Source organism: Rothia endophytica (genome assembly GCF_928381505.1).
In the GTDB taxonomy this organism is placed as follows: domain Bacteria; phylum Actinomycetota; class Actinomycetes; order Actinomycetales; family Micrococcaceae; genus Rothia; species Rothia endophytica_A.
The window spans coordinates 1-16,501 of sequence record NZ_CAKMSJ010000013.1 but is presented as its reverse complement, the minus strand read 5'-3'; the positions used below and the strand labels follow the sequence as shown (position 1 = coordinate 16,501).

Genomic DNA, 16,501 nt, shown 5'->3' with positions numbered 1-16,501 from the left:
ACTGTCAACGTAGACCACGCGGGGTCAAGGTATAAGAGCGTGAACTAGGCGGGCACCGATTGCGTGCCCTCTTGCATGCTCGCGCGCTCGCATCCGGGCACTTCATCCCGCACTGTCAACGTAGACCGCGTGGCATAAAGATTTAGACAACAGCATTCACTACACATGGTTTTGTGCTCTCAGCCAGCTGACCCTCTCGCCCGGTTCGCTAGCGCTCACGAGGCGATTCACGCCAGCCCCGAGCCAGCTGGCTGAGAGCACAAAACCACGTGAGAATCAGCCGCTGAACCGGTCCCCGTAGAAGGCACCCAGCTTGGTGTAGCCCTCTTCCAGGCTCACTGCGGGCGTCCAGTTCAGCAGCTGCTGGGTGAGGCTTTGATCAAACCAGTGGGAGGTCGAGAGCTGCTCGGCTAAGAAACTCGTCATGGGCGGGATCTCGTCCGTACCGCGGAGTGCCCAAATCTTTTCCAGGGCTAGCCCGAGACCCACCGCCAGACGGGCAGGGAGTGAACGGGAGGGTGCAGGCACGCCGCAGGCGGTGCACATTCCAGCCAGAATTTCCGCTACCGTTCGTGGTTGCCCATTAGTGACTACCAGCGGGGTGCCATGAATCTGTTCAAGGCGCTGGTAACCACGCACAAAAGCGTCCGCAGCGTTATCAATGTAGAGCGTATCAATCAGGGCAGTGCCATCATTGAGTAGGGGCAGACGCCCGGCAGCGGCGCGTTCAAGGACGCGCTCAACCAGCTGGGTATCACCGGGGCCCCAGACTAAATGCGGGCGCATGACGCCCACCCAGAAATCGGCCGAATCGTAGCTCAGCGCTAGTTGCTCAGCTGCTGCCTTAGAACGGGCGTAGTTACCCCGGGCATGCTCGGGGGATGCCGGTGGGTTACCCTCACCTTCAATGGCACTGCCGGTGTGGGCAACCGAGGGTGAGGATGTATTGAGGAACTTACCGATACCGGCTTCCCGCGCGGCGTCCAGCAGGGCACGGGTTCCCTCAATATTGACTCGCTCATAATCAGCCCAATCACCGACCACCGATACTTTAGCGGCCATGTGAATGATGCCATCCACACCATCGAGGGCTAGGCTGAGTGCCGCTGCGTCATTGACCGAACCGCGCACCTGTGAAAAACAATCGGCAACCGACGCTGGCAGCAGCTCAGCGATACCAGCATCCCCCCGCTGGAAGGCGCGAACATCGTAGCCAGCTCGCAGCAGGGCAAAGACGGTTTCTCTGCCCAACATGCCTGAAGCGCCGGTGAGCAGCACCCGCTCGCCGAGGCGGGGCGCAAAATCTGAAGCGGTAATAGGGCGCAGTGAGACTACCATGCGATTACTCCTTTGCCCACGCGAGCCTTCTTGCCAGCCAGCACCTTGCGAGCCCAGGTCGCTAATACCGGGCGATCAATCTTGGAGTTATGGCGCACATCCGTGGGGTGCTCGGCAACCATTAGCACTGCTGAAATCTCAATACCGGTTTCTTCCAACACCGCCTGGCGTACCTGCTGGGTCAGCGCGACCGGTGCCCGGCCTGCGCGGGTTTTCTTACCCTCAAAGCTGGTGCCTACCTCGGCAACAATCACCGGGGATGCCGCGCCGGGCTGCCCCACGGCAACGGCGGCAGCCCGGCGGACGCCGGGTACCAGCTCTGCTGCCTGTTCCAGGGCAACGGGGGTCAGCACTCCCTGACCGGTGACCAGCACGTGAGCTAGACGCCCCTCAACCCAGAGGCGACCAGCGGCATCGAAATGCCCCACATCGCCGGTGCGATGCCAGCCTGGGGTTGCCGTAGAGACACCTTCGGTAACCCAGAGGGTGTCGTATCGATCCTTTACGTGGGGTGCAGAGACCAGGATTTCACCCGTCACACCGGGTTCCTCTGTCACGTCTGCACTGGCAGACCCATCGGCGAGCAAAGGAGCGATTTGTACTCGTGCACCGAAGACAGGCTTGCCCACGCAGACACCCCCACCAGCGCCTAGCATGCCGTCTGCGGCGTCCGCTTCTGCCTGCTGGATTGTCTCGAAAGAGACATCGGTGGTCGGTAGCGCCTCGGTCATGCCATAGGGGGTGTGCAGGGCAGCGGCTGGCATAACGTCCTGTAGCTGAGCTAAGAGGGCAGAGGTAATGGGGGCACCTGCTGAGAGCACGGTGCCTACCTTGCCCAGGGCGTCCCTTTGTTGTGCGTTGAGGTCACCGGCTGTAGCAATGACGTTCATAATGGCCGCAGGGGAGGCAAAAACAGTAGTGGCATCGATAGCTGCCGCAGCCGACGCCAGGGCTGAGGCGGTCAGAGTTTTAGGCTTGGTGACATCCATGGTGGGGGTGACGCTGGTGGCACCCAGCGCTGGTCCCAGTAAAGCAAAGGGAGCGAAGCCAGCTACTAGACCGCTACCTTCCGATAAATCGTAGGTGCCAGCAATGGCATCGCGCATGGCAGCCAACTGGCGATGGGTGTAGACCACACCCTTAGCCGGACCAGTGGAGCCCGAGGTGTAAAGAATCGCAGCGTCCGCGTCAGGCTGCGGGTAGGTGAGCTCGAAGGTAGAGGGCGTCTCAAAGTCAGCGACTGACCTCACAACCCCTAGAGCACGGGCTACTGCCGGCTTGAGCGCTGTAGCGGCGATGCGAGTACCGGGCCACCCCAGGGTACGGGCCGCAGTGAGGGCAGTAGGAATGCCGATGAGCCAGGTGGGGCGGGCGCCCTTGAGCGCGCGCGTCATACCCTTGAGCCCCAGACCGGTATCAGCCACCACAATCACAGCTCCCAGCTTGAGGCAGGCGTACATGAGTACGGTCAAATCAATACCGGGGGTCACCAGAAGGTTCACACGGTCACCGCGCTGCACGCCCAGCTTATGCAGACCTGCGGCTACTCGGGTGACCTCGGCGTCCAGCTGCTGCCAGGTGAGCTGCCGGGCAACGGAGGTACCGTCACCGGCGGCGTCCATGTCAACGACAGCGAGGCTAGTATCTTCTGCACGTGCCTCAACCTCGGCAATCATAGGGCGGTAATTATCACCTGCAGGGTTCAGCTGCTCACGAGCCTGCACATGAAGAGAACGTGCCGTTTGCTGACTGATGAAGTGCTGGTCCAGCCAATCAAAAATGGGGGTGGCAATATCTTCATCTTCTGCCACCAAGTGGCTGGCATTCTCAAAGCGGTGAATATCAGCATGAGGTAGGCGGGTCGCCAAATCTGCCATGTAACGGCGCTGGAAGACCGGGTCTTTGGTACCCCAAAGCATGAGTGCAGGAACGTCCAGCTCCTTGATACCTTCAGCTACCTGAACCATGGGTCGGTAGGACGCCGCGGCTTCAGTAGCGGGGATATCCGCCACGAAATTGCGTACACCGGTGCGGTGCTCAGCGGTGGTGTAGGGCAGCTTGTAGGTTTTCTTAACCTCTGCCGGCAGGCCGCCTGGCGCCTGGGCTAGCCCCAGCGTCACGTCAATGAAGGCGGTGGAACCTCGGGTTGCCCAGGAGTGCAGGGCGGGGGAGAGTGCTGCCTGCAAGGCCGCCGGGATTTTCTCGGCTGAATCGTGGAAGACTGCGGTGTTGGTGAGCATGATGCCCGAAAGAATATCGCGGTGGCGCAGTGCCCAGCCTAGGGAGATGAGACCTCCCCAGTCATGAGCCAAAGTCACCAGCGGTACATCGGTTGAGTCAAGGCCCAGCGCGGAGGTGAAGTCACCTAAGTCAGTAATGCGGTCTGCTAGTGAACGTGCCAAGCCCGTGCGCTCTGAAAAGCCCATCTCAAGCTGATCAACAGCAACCACTCGCCAGGGCTGCTCACCTTCGCTGGCTGCAGTTACTACAGACCGCCATAGGTAAGACCAAGTGGGATTACCGTGAACGCAGAGCACGGTGCCCACCGGCTCTTTACCAGCAGCCTCTAGTGCAGCAAGGTTATCCAGGTAGTGCCAGGTACGCACGCTACCTTCACCCTCAACCGAAGCAGTTGAGGGCACAGCCAGCGTGTGCGACCACTCCGGGGTAACGCCGGGCCAGTCAGAGGGGCGGGGGGTAAGCTGTTCAATCATTTTCAACCTCTATAGATAACCAGCCCCGGCATAGCGCCAGGTGCCTTGTTCCAGGTGTCTGGCGCCAAGCCGGGGCAGGCGTCCTCACAAAATATTTACCAGGTGATTTCCATCAGGGCGGTATTCAAACCGGATCCAACACCCAGGCAGAGAATACGGTCACCCTTGCTGTACTTGACCGAATCTTCAGCCAACGTCATAGGCAGGGCGGCAGCAGCCACGTTGCCCCACACCGGGAAGGTCAGGGGAAGGCGCTCGCGGTCCAAATCAACAGCCTCGATAATGGCGTTGGTATGCGCATTGGAAATCTGGTGGGTGACGTAGGAGGTCATGTTGGACCAGTCCCAGCCGTTCTGGGAGGCTTCTTCCCAGGCTTCAGCCACGAGCTCCAGTCCGTGTTTGAGCAGGCCCGCTGCATCGGTGTTCATGCCCGTATCTGCTTCGCCGCCAACGCACAGATCACGGTGTTCGGTGCCGGCACGGGTCACCGACCCCACAATCTTGTGGGCATCTGGGTGCAGATCCGAGCGTCCCAGTACTGCTGCCGCAGCGCCTGAGCCCAAGGTCAGGGTGGCGAACTGTGCCAACACATCATCACGGGTGGAATCGGGGCGGTTGAGCTGGCGCAGGGCAGTAGCGTGCCAGGGTGAGGGGTCTTCGCCAGCAACAATCAGGGCGTAGTCAATAGCACCAGCATCAATCATGGTTGATGCGACCGTCATAGCGTTCACAAAGCCCAAGCAGGCGTTGGTGATATCAAAGGTTAGAGCATGGCGGGGCAACCCCAAGCGGTCGTGAACACCCACGGCAACAGCCGGTTCAAAGTTATCGCGTGTAACGGAAGCATTGATGAGCAGACCCACCTGCTCCTTATCAATACCGGCGGCTGCTAGTGCTTGCTCGCCGGCGGCCACCGCGCCGTCCTCAAAGGTCATACCTGCACCCCAGGAGCGACGTTCGGTAATCCCCGCCAAGCGTTCCAGTAGGCCCTTAGGCATTTTAAGGCGCTTATAGGTCTGAGCCAACTGTTCATCAAAGTAGGAGCTACTCACCGTTTCAGGGGGTAGCACTCGCGTGATGGAAATCAGCGACGCATTGCGGTGACGGATATCTGAGTTGGCAGTCATCTACTCTTCTAGCATGTCAGGTGGGAGAGAACACGCGCCCAGCACATGGGTGGGCGCTTAATCAATTTACATTTTACGCCCCGAAATTTTAAATATGCTCAATTGAGCTGACGGGTGATTCTCACACCTATGTAGGGCAAAAAGAGCTAGGGTACAGTTGATAGCGCAGAAAAACCTACTACCTATCACCGACTCGAAAGCTCCTGATGCACCTTAAATCTTTAACCGTGCGTGGCTTCAAATCCTTTGCTTCAGCAACGGTGTTTGAATTCGAACCCGGGCTTAACGCCATTGTCGGGCCCAACGGGTCGGGTAAATCCAATGTGGTAGACGCCCTGACCTGGGTATTAGGCGCACAAGGTGCATCTGCTCTCAGAGGTGGCTCAATGAAAGACGTCATCTTTGCCGGAGGTTCAGGGCGCACAGCCTTAGGGCGTGCGCGGGTGGAACTGGTAATCGACAATACCGATGGCTCACTCGACCTGCCCTACACTGAAATTTCTCTTGCACGCACCATGTTTTCTGCCGGTGGCTCTGACTATGAAATCAATGGCAACCCCGCCCGCTTATCAGATGTGCAAGATCTTCTTTCGGACGCCGGTTTGGGTAGAGAACTTCATTCACTGGTAGGTCAGGGGCAGCTTGACAAAATTTTGCACGGTTCAGCAGCTGACCGCCGGGAACTCATTGAGGAGGCAGCTGGTCTCGTAAAATACCGTAAGCGTCAGGGTAAAACCGCTGCCAGGCTAGAAGCTATGAAAGGCAACCTAGACCGCCTTGAAGATTTGGCGAGTGAGCTAAGCCAGCAGCTAGAAGGGCGCCGGGAGCAGGCGGAGGCTGCCCGCTCAGCATCTGTTGTGGCTACTCGCGTCCGTTCAGCTAAAAAAGGATTGCTGGTACTTGATGCTCAGCAGCTGGAAAGCAGGCGGAATGAAGAGGCTGCTGCCAACGAACGAACTGGTGCGCTGCAAGGAGAAGCTCATCTCAAGCGGGAATCGCTGAAACAACGTCTTGAGACCTTAGCCGCTCAAGAGAAAGCTAAAACCGCTGAGCGTGACAGTTTCAGGGAGCTGTTGGCACGTGCTGAATCGGTGCAGCACCGTGCCCAAACGGTTGAACTGATTGCTAGTGAACGCTTGAAGGCAGGAAACAGTAGCGATTTTGCCGACGACGGCGAACAGCTGGAGAAAGCCCAGGCAACTCTGCTGAGTGAAGAGCAGGAAGCTCAGCGTATCAAGCAGGCTCTGAACGATGCTCAGAAGCAGGTAGAAGCTGCTCGGGGTCGTGCTGAGGAAGCTGAACTTGCCGTCACCGAAGCTACCGAAAGCCTAGAACAGGCTGAGCAAGCGCGAACTACCTACCGGGAAGAATCCGCCCGACTCACTGGCCAACTGGCCCTAGCCCGTGCTTCACATGACCGAGCCGAAGCGGAGTGCGCAAGCCGCCGCGATGAGCTGGAAGAATTCACGGATAAAGCGGCAGGCTCTGAGAAAGAAATAGCAGCTGCCCGGGATGCCGTTGCTGAACTTCAGCAAAAGGTTGAAGACGGCGAGGAAGCTGAAGCCTTAGCACGGTTAGCTAGGGTGGGGGCAGATTCGGCAGAGAAGAAGAGCTTGCAGCAGGTTCATCAAGCTGAAGTCAAAGTTGAATCCCTGTTAGCAAGATGTGAAGCTCTCGAAGCGGCAATTAGCTATGACACCACCCAGCCTGGTAGTAGCGACGCGACCGCTGACGCTACATCAGATGGAGCCAAAGAAGTTGCCTCTCTCATTAGCGTCAAGAAGGGGTGGGAAAAGGCAGTAGGGGTTGCCCTGGGGCAGCTAGCTGCTGCACTCGTCCGTGAGGACGGTAAGGAACCTCAGCAGGCGGTGTCAGCTCTGTTTGCTCCCCACCAGAATGCCGTGAGTCAAAATGAACCTCTAGATGAACTTTATAGTGAGAAGGGAGTCTATTGCTTTGCTGACCTGGTCCAAGCCCCTGAGTCACTTCAACAGCTTTTGCTCATCTCTCTGGGCAACCTAGTTTTTTGTGATAGTGATGCGCAAGCGCGCACGCTCCTCGCTCGCTACCCTCAGGTGAGGTTGGTTAGTCAGGAGGGTATTGTGCGAACCTCTAGTTCGGTGCTTTATTCTGCGGACGGCGCTGAGGCAGTCGAACTGTATAGCCAGCTGGCGGATGTCACCGAAGAACTCCACGAGGCTCAAGCTGCCTATCGAGCAGCTCAGCAGTCAAGCGATGACGCTCAGAGTGCCCACCAAAAAGCTGCTGAAGAAGAACAGGGCATTGCCCGCACCCTGGGTGCTGACCGAAACGCCCTTGCCAAAGCCAGCACTGAATTAGCAGCGCTCCAAGCCAGAGCTGAAACCACCGGCGCCGAAACATCACGCCTATCAGAGAGAGCAAAGCGAGCAGCCGATTTTCTTGAGGAAGCTGGCGCTGAACTGCAGGCTGCAACCGACGCCCTGGATGCTTGCTTTGCCCAGAAACCTGTTGACCAGCGCGAAAAACTTACACAGGTTCTGACTCTGGCACGAGCAGATGCCGCCGAAATGAGCCGTCGTCTGACCTTGGCTCAGTCTGAGCATGCCCACCTCAAAGAACTCAAAGAGAGCACCGATGCTAGAGTAGCCCAGGCAAAAACAGCCCTTGAGGCTGTGCAACGTGCCCAAGAGAGCGCACAAGAAAGAGAAGAAGAAGGGCGTTTGAGGCGCAAGCGGGCTGTTCGAGTTCAAAAATCAGCAAAAGCGCTGTTAGCGGCAGTGGCCGGTTGTCTTGAAAAGCAGGGCCAGGAGTACGAAGCCTGCCAGCAAGCCGTGCTCGGTCTGCGCGAAGAGATAGCTGGTGTACGTCAGGAACTCGATGGTGCTCAAAAGAGCGTTGCCGCCGCATTGACTCTAAAGGCTGAGGCAGCGGCTTCTCGTGCCCGATTGGAAGCGCGGTGGGAAGCCCTGGAGAATCGCGCCCTTGATGAGTTAGGGCAGGGGCTCGAAGACCTTCTTGCTGCGGCGCAACAGGGCACATCAGATGCAGCTGACTCAACTGAGAGCCCTGTTTCCCGGGATCAGCTTGAACATGATCTGGCGGCTGCTGAGAAAGAGCTGAAGCGTCTGGGCGTAGTCAACCCGTTGGCATTGGAAGAGTTCGAAGCACTGAAACAGCGGCACGATTATCTGCAGGAGCAGGTGAGGGATCTCAAGAACAGCAGGTCTGACCTGCGCGCCGTCATGAAAGACGTCTCAGAACACATTGAGAAATCATTTGAGCAGACCTTCACCCAAGTGCAAGAACAGTTCGAACAGATTTTTGCCGAGCTTTTCCCCGGCGGCGTCGGCCAACTGGTGTTGGCTGATCCCACAGACCCCCAGAACAGCGGCATTGATCTGCAGGTCCGCCCTGCCGGTAAAAAGGTGAGCCGCCTATCCCTGCTCTCCGGCGGTGAGCGCTCTCTGGCGTCCCTGGCTCTCTTGCTGGCAATTTTTATGACTAAACCAGCGCCCTTCTACGTGCTGGATGAAGTTGAAGCTGCCTTGGACGACCGAAACCTGGGACGTCTGCTGGGGGTACTGGAGAGACTCAGGGAAATTTCCCAGCTCATTATGGTGACTCACCACCAGCGCACCATGAGCAGCGCTGATACGCTGTACGGTATTTCCATGCGAGAGGGTGTTTCTACAGTGATCTCGCAGCGTGGTGCTGATGTGGCATCTGCGGTAACAGAAGGAGCAGAAAAGAATGACAGCTAAGAAAAAGCTATTCGCTGCCGGAGGCGTGCTAGCTGCCGGTTTGGGTGCCACTGGGGTGGGGCTGGCAACCTTGAGTTCCCGCTACCCGCAGACCGATAAGGAACTGCTACTGCCCGGTTGGCTGGTAAGCCGCTACACTGGTTTTTCCAGCATGTCAGAGCTTGTTAACGCCCCAAGAAGCAAGCCAACCGCCCATGATATTGATATCCCCACCCACCGCCGGATTGATATTTCACGCATCATGATTGATGGCCCGGCGGGGCCGTTACCCCTCTACATTTACCGCGCTAAGAAGCGGGTGGGTGGGGATGCCGGGCGCGGCTCCACGGCTCTGTTCTGGTTACATGGGGGTGGGTATGCCCGTGGCAGCGCCTCGGCTGAAGTGCGCAGTATTGCTGACTTTGTGCTGACCACTGACACGGTGGTGATTGCCCCTGAATACCGTACCTCGGTGCAGGCGCCTTATCCGGCTGCCTTTGATGACTCTTATGCTGCGCTCTTGTGGACTCGCGATAATTGGCGGGCCTTGGGTACTAACCCTGATCAGTTGTTTATTGGTGGCATGAGTGCCGGTGGCGGTCTGGCGGTTGCGCTGGCGCTTAAGGCCCGAGATACGGGTGAGGTGCAGCTTGCTTTCCAGCTGCCGCTGTACCCCATGATGAACGACCGCATGGACACTGCGTCGATGATGGGCAATGAAGAGTTGATCTGGGATGAAACCAAGAACCGCCTTGCTTGGGAACTCTATTTGGGTGACCTCTTTGGAAGTAACAGGGTGCCAGCCTACGCGGCGCCTGCGCGGGCGGAGTCCTTTGCGGGGTTGCCCCCTGCCTACACCTTTATTGGTTTGCAGGATCCCTTCCTCGACGAAACTGTGGACTATGTTGAGGCTCTTCAGGGCGCTGGCGTGCCAGTAACTTATGACCTGTATGAGGGCGGCTTCCACGGCTTTGACCAATTCACCTGGACAGCTCTGGCTAGGACGGCGCGTGCCAACTGTTCGGCTGCTTACCAGCGTGCGGTTGAAACCTGCTTCGCACCCCAGAAGTAAATAACAAAGGAGTGGCCGCACATTAGTGTGCGGCCACTCCTTTTTAACGTGTATTAGAGGCTTTATTTACCGGTATATCCCTCTTCGGCGACATCTGCTGGGAACTTGGGCTTGAGGCCTGGCAACCACCCGAGAGAGGCTACCAGCAGTAGACCTGCGCAGAGCACGAAGGCAGGGAAGAAACCGGCGGCATCAATGATGGCACCTGCTACCAGCGGGCCGATAATGAGGCCGATGTCAGAGACCATCTGGTAGTAGGCAAGCGGCTGACCGCCTGAGCGTTTGTTTCCAATGACATCAGATAGGGAGGCCTGCAGGGACGGGCCCAGTAGCGCCGAACCAATACCCAAAAGCACAGCGGTTGCCACGAAGGCAGCCGGGTGATTAATAAAACCAAAGACTAACGTGACAGAACCCGAGAGCAGCAAACCGGCAAAGATCATGGGCCGGCGGCCAATACGGTCACCCATCTTGCCCGAGTAAATCTGCGTCAGAGCGTTACCTGCCGCGTATGTGGCTAGTGTGAAACCGGCGAGCGTAGCGCCGCGCGCGGCTGCGTCGTAGCCGGTCTCGTTGCGGTGAAAGTCAGCCAGCACCGCCACAGCTGCCAAAGGAATGACCGAGCTTTGCAGCCCGAAGACCGACCAGCCGACTGCGAAGTTGGTGAAGAGAGCGGAGCGGAAGTTGGTGAACCCCCAAGCCTCTTTCAACGTTAGGGCTTTTTTGGGTACGGCAATGCCCTGGGTGTTGAGGTTAACCTCCTGGGGTTCCTCTTTCAGCTTGGTCAGCACTACGGTAGCTGCCCCGAAGAGCAACAGAGCATAGACAAAGAAAGGCATGCGCATGCCCCAGCCAGCTGCTAGAGCGCCCAGTACCGGGCCAAGAATGTTACCCAGCAAGAAAGAGGTGGCGTAGTAGCCCGAGACCCTACCGCGAATCGCCGGGGGAGAGTTACGCACCAGGATGGCCATTGCTGCCACCGTGAACATGACCGAGCCGATGCCGCCCACAGCGCGAGAGGCGATGAGCATGGGGTAATTGACCGAGAGTCCGGCGCCCAGTGAGCCCAAAGCCACAATGAGGAGACCTGTGGAATAGATTTTGCGCTCGCCGAACCGGGTGATGAGTTTACCGCTGGTAGGGGCGAAAAGGAGCCTGGTGAGGGCAAAAGCTGAGACGACGAAGGTGGCTGCCATAGCGCCCACATCAAAACTGCGCGCGAAGCTGGGAAGCACCGGTGCAACCAGCCCGTACCCCAGGGCAATCAGAAAGGACGCTGCAATCAGCACTTTAATTTGGGTTGGCACCTTGACGGTGGGCTTGGGGCGTGGTGGCTGGTCCTTAAGGCTTTCGTTACGCACCGACTGGGGGATAACGGGTATCGCTCCGGTATCCATAGATGGGGTGGGAATGTGTTTGCTCATAGGCGCGTGTTATCTCTATTCCGGTTCTTTACTCAGCTCTTATTCGTATTCCTTTAAGCTACCCCAGAGCCCCGTCTTTAGGGTAGAGCCAATAGCCACTATGCCCCTGAGCGGAATTCTTACTGCTGCCCTTAGCCTGATACGGGAGGATATGGCAAGCTAGAAGATGTGAATGATACTTTGACTCTGATTGTGTACATACTGCTGGGTGTGCTGGTTTTGGGTGGCGTGCTCTTTGTGCTGATGCGCGGCCCCAAGGCACCTCCCGGTGGTTACGAGACCACCCGCGATGCTGACGATGCCCCAGCGCAGGGGGATCCGGTCACCACCATTGAAAAGCCGGCCTCAGCCCAGGGACGTTTGGTGCGGTTGCGTGCTCGCCTATCGCGCTCTAATAACCTTCTGGGTAAGGGCCTGCTGGCTTTGCTATCCCGCGACAAAATTGACCAGGATGTCTGGGACGAGGTTGAAGAAACCCTGCTCCTGGCAGATTTGGGGTCTGGTCCCTCCCAGCGACTGGTCGAAGCTTTGCAGTCACGCGTGCGCGTCGAGGGCACCGAGAACCCTGCGGCAGTGAAAGCCATGCTGCGCGAAGAGCTACTAAAGATTGTTGGTGAAGACACCGACCGCTCCCTGAACTTGGACGGCGAGGGGAGTGACCCCGGCGTGGTCCTGGTGGTGGGTGTCAACGGCGTGGGTAAGACGACCACCGTCGGTAAGCTGGCACGTGTGATGGTAGCTGAAGACAAAAACCTGTTGCTGGGTGCGGCAGACACCTTCCGTGCCGCTGCCGCCGACCAGCTACAGACCTGGGGCGACCGCGTGGGGGTTGACACTGTGCGTAGCGATAAGGACGGTGCAGACCCCGCTTCCGTCGCCTTTGAAGCAGTCAAGGTGGGCAAAGAACGCGGTGTTGATACCGTCATGATTGACACCGCTGGTCGCCTGCAGAATAAGGCCGGTCTGATGGACCAGTTAGGCAAAATCAAGCGCGTCGTAGAAAAGGAAGCCCCGGTGACCGAGGTGCTGCTGGTTATTGACGCCACCACCGGTCAGAACGGCATGATTCAGGCCAAGGTGTTCTCTGAGGTCGTGCAGATTACCGGCATCGTGCTCACCAAGCTGGATGGTTCTGCTAAGGGTGGCATCGTTGTGGCGATCCAGGAAGAGCTGGGTGTACCCGTTAAGCTCATTGGTCTGGGCGAAGGCCCGGATGACCTGGCGCCCTTTGAGCCGGCAGCCTTTGTGGATGCCCTGCTGGACTAAAGACCCAGAATATTATCTACTGCACCCGCAGATAAAACCGGGAGCTGCTCATGTGAGTGGCTCCCGGTTTTTTTGGTGTTTAGGCCGCCACTGCGGCAGACAGAGGTCGCCAGCAGGATTAGAGTTGAAGAATGAATATCGAGGATACTACCGGTCGAGTAGAAATCAATGATCGGCACCAGAACGATCGGCACCAACGCGTGCAGGAGATGGAGGCCGCCCTAGGGGTGGCTCAAGAGCAGGCTCGTGCCCTGCAGACTGCACTTGACAGAGCCCGAGCCGGGTTGGCGGCCTACCGTCAGCTAGAGGACTACTACGGTAGCGAGCATTGGCATGATGATAGGGAAGTCATGGACCGCGGAACCTTTGAACCGGTGGGTACCGCCGGTGTGCTCAGCGAGGACGCCGCTTATGATGCTTTGAGCCTCTGGTACAGCTGTGCGGTTGAGATGGTAGACCTCGCTTCACAATTGCTGAAGCCAGCCTCAGATCAACGGTAAACCTGAGGAAGCTAACAAGCCATGACGACAGATTTTCACACGATTGAATCAACCGTTACAGCCCTTCACCGGCATTTTGCCAGCGGTGCGACCAAGCCGCGTAGCTGGCGGCGCGAGCAATTACTTGCCCTACGTGCTCTGCTGACGGAGAACAGTGCAGAGATCCAAGATGCACTTGCCAGAGATCTGGGTAAGTCAGCGCTCGAAGCGCACATGACCGAAATTGGTATCACGGTTTCTGCCATCGATTACGCCCTCAAAAACCTCAAGAAATGGACGGCGCCGCGCCGGTTGAATGTGCCCCTGAGCTTGATGCCGGGGCGGGCATCCCTGGTGCGAGAGCCCCTGGGCACGGTGCTCATCATAGCTCCTTGGAACTACCCGGTGCAGCTGCTTTTTGCCCCGCTAATTGGTGCGCTAGCTGCGGGCAATACGGTGGTCCTTAAACCCAGTGAGGTTGCTGGGGGAGTCTCTCATCTCTTGGCTCAGCTGGTGCCGCGTTACCTAGACCCTCGTGCTATCGCCCTGGTGGAAGGCGGGGTCGAAGAGACAACCGAGCTGCTAGCCCAGCCTTTTGACCATATTTTCTATACCGGTAACGGGCAGGTGGGGCGTATTGTTGCTCGCGCTGCTGCCGAAAATCTGACCCCCATTACCTTGGAATTGGGTGGTAAGTCACCGGTGGTGGTGGACGGCACCACCGATGTGGGCATTGCTGCGCGACGTATCGCTTGGGCAAAATTCTTGAACGCCGGGCAAACCTGTGTTGCCCCGGACTATGTTCTGGTGCTGGACGGTGTGGAGCGGCAGTTGCTCGCGGAGCTGCAAACGGCTATTACAGAATTTTTCGGCGCTGACCCGCAGGCCTCAACGGATTATGGGCGCATCATCAACGACCGGCACCATCAGCGTCTGATGTCTTATCTCAGCCAAGGAATCGTTGAGCACGGCGGAGATTCTAACGCTGCGGATCGTTACATCCAGCCGACCCTGCTGAGCCCTGCGTCCCTGGAAAGCCCGGTGATGACGGAGGAAATATTCGGCCCCATTCTGCCCCTGGTAGCCATGAAAAACATGGATCAGGCGCTGAACTTCATCAATGGACGTGATAAACCGCTGGCGCTCTATGGGTTTGTTTCGCAGGAAAACCAACGGCGTCTGGTTGCTGAAACCTCGAGTGGCGGGCTGGTCTTTGGGGCAGCCCTGGTGCATCTTTCACCTCATGACTGGCCTTTCGGTGGGGTGGGGGAATCCGGTATGGGTGCCTATCACGGGCAGAAATCGGTAGAAATTTTCAGCCACGACAAGGTTGTTTTCACCAAGCCCCTCTTGCCGGACACCCTGCGGGCGATTTACCCGCCTTACAGGGGCTTCAAGGAAAATATCATTAAAAAGCTGCTCGCCTAGCAAACCGTTGTTAGAAGTGCTCAGATATCTGTGTAAACCTGAGACCGAAATGCTCCCGTTACTCCCAGTAACCTGGCCGTAACCCCATTTTTCATCGCTGCAACAAAACCCTGCCCGGTGTAACTCACAGGAAACTTGAACCCCACACCCGCCGAAACATTGCTCCTGTTGAATAGAACCTGTCAATACAACACTGCGGGGTAACGTCCCGCGCACAGTTTCTTTCAGGAATTGTCTCGAAACGGTTTGAAAGGGGTAAGAGGCATGGAACTCACCGCAACTGACGTGTGGACGATTGTTGCCGCAGCACTGGTTCTGTTCATGACTCCCGGTCTGGCACTGTTCTACAGCGGCATGACACGAGCTAAGTCAGCCCTCAATATGATGATGATGTCCATCATCTCAATGGGGCTGGTCAGTGTCTGCTGGGTGCTTTGGGGGTACGGTATGAGCGGCGGGGACGCGCTCATCCCCAATATTGTAGGCTCACCCTTCAGCGACTTCGGGCTATCTTCAACTCTTGCATCCGGTGGCACCGACCTGCTGGCGGTAGCGTTTAGCTCAACCTTCGCCATCATCGCGCTGGCCATTATTTCCGGTTCTATCGCCGATCGCGCTCGTTTTGGGGCCTGGTGTATTTTTGTTCCGCTCTGGCTCACCCTGGTCTACTGCCCACTTGCTTTTATGGTCTGGGGCGGCGGTCTCTTCGGTGAAGAAGGCTGGATTGGGTCAATTTTTGGCGAAGCTATCGACTTTGCCGGTGGGCTGGTGATTCACATCAATGCAGGCGTCGCCGGGTTGATTCTCGCTTTGGTTCTGGGCGCTCGCAAGGGCTTTGGTAAAGACCCCGACCAGCGTCCCCACAACCTACCCCTGGTCATGCTGGGCGCGGCCATCCTTTGGTTCGGCTGGTTTGGTTTCAATGTGGGTGCCGCTTCGGACGGCGCGCAGGCGGGTCTGATTTGGGTCAACACCCTCGCCGCTCCTGCAGCCGCCATGCTGGGCTGGTCCCTCCTGGAACGCATTCGAGACGGCCACGCTACCTCCCTTGGCGCTGCGTCCGGTCTAGTTTCAGGGCTGGTGGCAATCACCCCGGCCTGTGCCAACATTAACCCGGTGGGGGCTATCGCCCTGGGCGTAGTCGCCGGTGTGGCATCGGGCTGGGCTGTTGGCCTCAAGTACCGCCTTGGTTACGATGACTCCCTGGACGTTGTGGGTGTTCACCTGGTGTCAGGCATCATCGGTACGCTGGCACTCGGGTTCATCGCTACCCCAGAGACCGGTACAGCCGGACTCTTCTACGGTGGCGGTCTGGGGCTGCTGATAACGCAGAGTATCGCAACTATCATCTCCGTGATTTTCTGTGCGGTTCTCACCCTGATTATTGTGATCCCCATCCACCGTTTCATGGGCTTCCGCGTCAGTGAGAAGCAGGAGGTGCAGGGCATCGACCTGGCCCAGCACGCAGAAACCGCATACGCCATGGCACCGGCATCAGGTGCCTTGGCAGAAAAGTAAGAGAGGGGCAGCAACATGAAATTGGTGACGGCACTGATTCAGCCTGAAAAGTTTGAAGACATCAAGATCGCCCTAGAAAATCTGGGCGTAGACGGCATGACGGTTTCTGAGGCCAGTGGCTACGGCAGGCAAGGCGGGCACACCGAGATCTATCGCGGTAAGGAATACAAGGTCCGGCTCATTCCCAAGGTCCGTCTAGAGATTCTGGCTGATGACGCACAAGCTGACGATATTGTCGGTGTTATTATTGCCACCGCCAACACCGGATCACCCGGGGACGGCAAAGTCTGGGTAAGCCCCGTGGACGAGGTGGTGCGCGTCAGCACCGGTGAACGCGATTTGGCAGCGATTTAAGAAACACTAGTTACCCCTCGTCAGACTGCTGGGGCGCAAGGCCGCCGGTGAGCTGGGTA

11 protein-coding genes are annotated in these 16,501 nt (G+C 57.7%); 7 read left to right on the top strand and 4 right to left on the bottom strand.

The genetic code is table 11. The annotated features are described in order from the left end of the window. Positions 1 to 276: 276 nt before the first annotated feature. From L6990_RS11490 to L6990_RS11480, 3 genes are all read right to left on the bottom strand, one after another. Positions 277 to 1,338, bottom strand: coding sequence for an NAD-dependent epimerase/dehydratase family protein (locus L6990_RS11490; protein WP_237204349.1), 1,062 nt, complete (start codon positions 1,336 to 1,338; stop codon positions 277 to 279). Further along, the gene (locus L6990_RS11485) at positions 1,332 to 4,052 is read right to left on the bottom strand and encodes an alpha/beta fold hydrolase (protein WP_237204348.1); all 2,721 of its coding nucleotides are present in this window, start codon (positions 4,050 to 4,052) and stop codon (positions 1,332 to 1,334) included. The genes L6990_RS11490 and L6990_RS11485 overlap by 7 nt, the downstream gene beginning before the upstream one ends. Positions 4,053 to 4,147: 95 nt before the next feature. Further along, entirely contained in the window at positions 4,148 to 5,179 is a 1,032-nt protein-coding gene (locus L6990_RS11480; protein ID WP_237204347.1) for a 3-oxoacyl-ACP synthase III, read from the bottom strand. Positions 5,180 to 5,385: 206 nt separating this feature from the next. On the opposite strand from L6990_RS11480, the gene smc reads away from it, so the two are divergent. Continuing rightward, positions 5,386 to 8,922, top strand: a complete 3,537-nt coding sequence (gene smc / locus L6990_RS11475; protein ID WP_237204346.1) for a chromosome segregation protein SMC — start codon at positions 5,386 to 5,388, stop codon at positions 8,920 to 8,922. Further along, entirely contained in the window at positions 8,912 to 9,973 is a 1,062-nt protein-coding gene (locus L6990_RS11470) for an alpha/beta hydrolase (protein WP_237204345.1), read from the top strand. The genes smc and L6990_RS11470 overlap by 11 nt, the downstream gene beginning before the upstream one ends. A 62-nt stretch (positions 9,974 to 10,035) precedes the next feature. Here the strand turns inward: L6990_RS11470 and L6990_RS11465 are convergent, their stop codons facing one another. Continuing rightward, positions 10,036 to 11,397 carry an MFS transporter gene (locus tag L6990_RS11465; protein WP_237204344.1) on the bottom strand — a complete coding sequence of 454 codons (1,362 nt, stop codon included), beginning with the start codon at positions 11,395 to 11,397 and terminating at the stop codon, positions 10,036 to 10,038. A 243-nt stretch (positions 11,398 to 11,640) separates the two neighbouring features. Here L6990_RS11465 and ftsY point away from each other — a divergent pair, with 243 nt between their 5' ends. The 5 genes from ftsY to L6990_RS11440 all read left to right on the top strand — a co-directional run bounded on the left by ftsY (position 11,641) and on the right by L6990_RS11440 (position 16,442). Next, on the top strand, positions 11,641 to 12,663 hold the full coding sequence (gene ftsY, locus L6990_RS11460; RefSeq protein ID WP_440480507.1) for a signal recognition particle-docking protein FtsY: 1,023 nt from the start codon (positions 11,641 to 11,643) through the stop codon (positions 12,661 to 12,663). Between the two features lie 131 nt (positions 12,664 to 12,794). Beyond that, a complete protein-coding gene (locus L6990_RS11455; protein WP_237204342.1) occupies positions 12,795 to 13,163 on the top strand; it encodes a DUF4298 domain-containing protein in 369 nt (122 codons plus the stop codon). A gap of 21 nt (positions 13,164 to 13,184) precedes the next feature. Next, positions 13,185 to 14,570, top strand: a complete 1,386-nt coding sequence (locus tag L6990_RS11450) for an aldehyde dehydrogenase family protein (protein ID WP_237204341.1) — start codon at positions 13,185 to 13,187, stop codon at positions 14,568 to 14,570. A gap of 264 nt (positions 14,571 to 14,834) precedes the next feature. Continuing rightward, positions 14,835 to 16,088 carry an ammonium transporter gene (locus tag L6990_RS11445; RefSeq protein WP_237204340.1) on the top strand — a complete coding sequence of 418 codons (1,254 nt, stop codon included), beginning with the start codon at positions 14,835 to 14,837 and terminating at the stop codon, positions 16,086 to 16,088. A gap of 15 nt (positions 16,089 to 16,103) precedes the next feature. Next, the gene (locus L6990_RS11440; RefSeq protein WP_237204339.1) at positions 16,104 to 16,442 is read left to right on the top strand and encodes a P-II family nitrogen regulator; all 339 of its coding nucleotides are present in this window, start codon (positions 16,104 to 16,106) and stop codon (positions 16,440 to 16,442) included. Positions 16,443 to 16,501 lie beyond the last annotated feature (59 nt).

Excerpts from the sequence above, each read along its gene's own strand:
- L6990_RS11450 (WP_237204341.1), top strand. The coding sequence starts at position 13,185 with ATGACGACAGATTTTCACACGATTGAATCAACCGTTACAGCCCTTCAC.
- L6990_RS11440 (WP_237204339.1), top strand. The coding sequence starts at position 16,104 with ATGAAATTGGTGACGGCACTGATTCAGCCTGAAAAGTTTGAAGACATC.
- smc (WP_237204346.1), top strand. The coding sequence starts at position 5,386 with ATGCACCTTAAATCTTTAACCGTGCGTGGCTTCAAATCCTTTGCTTCA.
- L6990_RS11470 (WP_237204345.1), top strand. The coding sequence starts at position 8,912 with ATGACAGCTAAGAAAAAGCTATTCGCTGCCGGAGGCGTGCTAGCTGCC.
- ftsY (WP_440480507.1), top strand. The coding sequence starts at position 11,641 with ATGCGCGGCCCCAAGGCACCTCCCGGTGGTTACGAGACCACCCGCGAT.
- L6990_RS11480 (WP_237204347.1), bottom strand. The coding sequence starts at position 5,179 with ATGACTGCCAACTCAGATATCCGTCACCGCAATGCGTCGCTGATTTCC.
- L6990_RS11465 (WP_237204344.1), bottom strand. The coding sequence starts at position 11,397 with ATGAGCAAACACATTCCCACCCCATCTATGGATACCGGAGCGATACCC.
- L6990_RS11485 (WP_237204348.1), bottom strand. The coding sequence starts at position 4,052 with ATGATTGAACAGCTTACCCCCCGCCCCTCTGACTGGCCCGGCGTTACC.
- L6990_RS11455 (WP_237204342.1), top strand. The coding sequence starts at position 12,795 with ATGAATATCGAGGATACTACCGGTCGAGTAGAAATCAATGATCGGCAC.
- L6990_RS11445 (WP_237204340.1), top strand. The coding sequence starts at position 14,835 with ATGGAACTCACCGCAACTGACGTGTGGACGATTGTTGCCGCAGCACTG.
- L6990_RS11490 (WP_237204349.1), bottom strand. The coding sequence starts at position 1,338 with ATGGTAGTCTCACTGCGCCCTATTACCGCTTCAGATTTTGCGCCCCGC.